A 585-nucleotide genomic window follows, 5' to 3' on the forward strand; every position below is an offset into this window, starting at 1 on the left:
ATGCTGAATGAACAAAAATGCGAAGCTTGTAGCTTTGATGCCATTGCCCTGACGAAAGAAGAACAGCAATCTCTATTGCTGCAGCTGTCCGATTGGCATCTCATTGAAAGGGACGACATTCCGCAACTTGAGAAGGTCTATAAGTTTAAGAACTTTAAACAAGCATGGGCGTTCAGCAACAAGATTGCGGAATTGGCAGAAGAAGAATTTCATCACCCATCAATTTTGCTTGAGTGGGGCAAAGTCACCGTGACTTGGTGGAGCCATTCCATTAAAGGTTTGCATAAGAACGATTTCATCTGTGCGTCTAAGTGTGATGCGTTAGTGTTGAGTGAATAAACACGAATGGACACCGTTGTTTGCTATTCATGCTCTGAAAAGCATTAACACACTTAACCGTGAATAAAAAACGCCCGAACTGATATTCGGGCGTTTCCTATTTAGCACTTCTGTTTTATGGCCGCGGTTTTAGCGCCACAGTTGTAGATACTTTGAGATACTACTGTTTTTAGAGTTCGATACGAAAAACTGAGGTTGTGCCTGATACCTCGTTGCCGACGGCAATAAAATGTTGTCCGTTACGAG

General features: G+C 42.7%; 1 protein-coding gene. It reads left to right on the forward strand.

Annotated elements, in window-relative coordinates; translation table 11 throughout:
* Window positions 1-339: 4a-hydroxytetrahydrobiopterin dehydratase (locus R7P74_RS27985; RefSeq protein ID WP_005482617.1), on the forward strand; the 339-nt coding region annotated here is incomplete at its 5' end.
* Window positions 340-585: the final 246 nt, after the last annotated feature.

It is taken from the genome of Vibrio sp. 2033 (genome assembly GCF_033339735.1).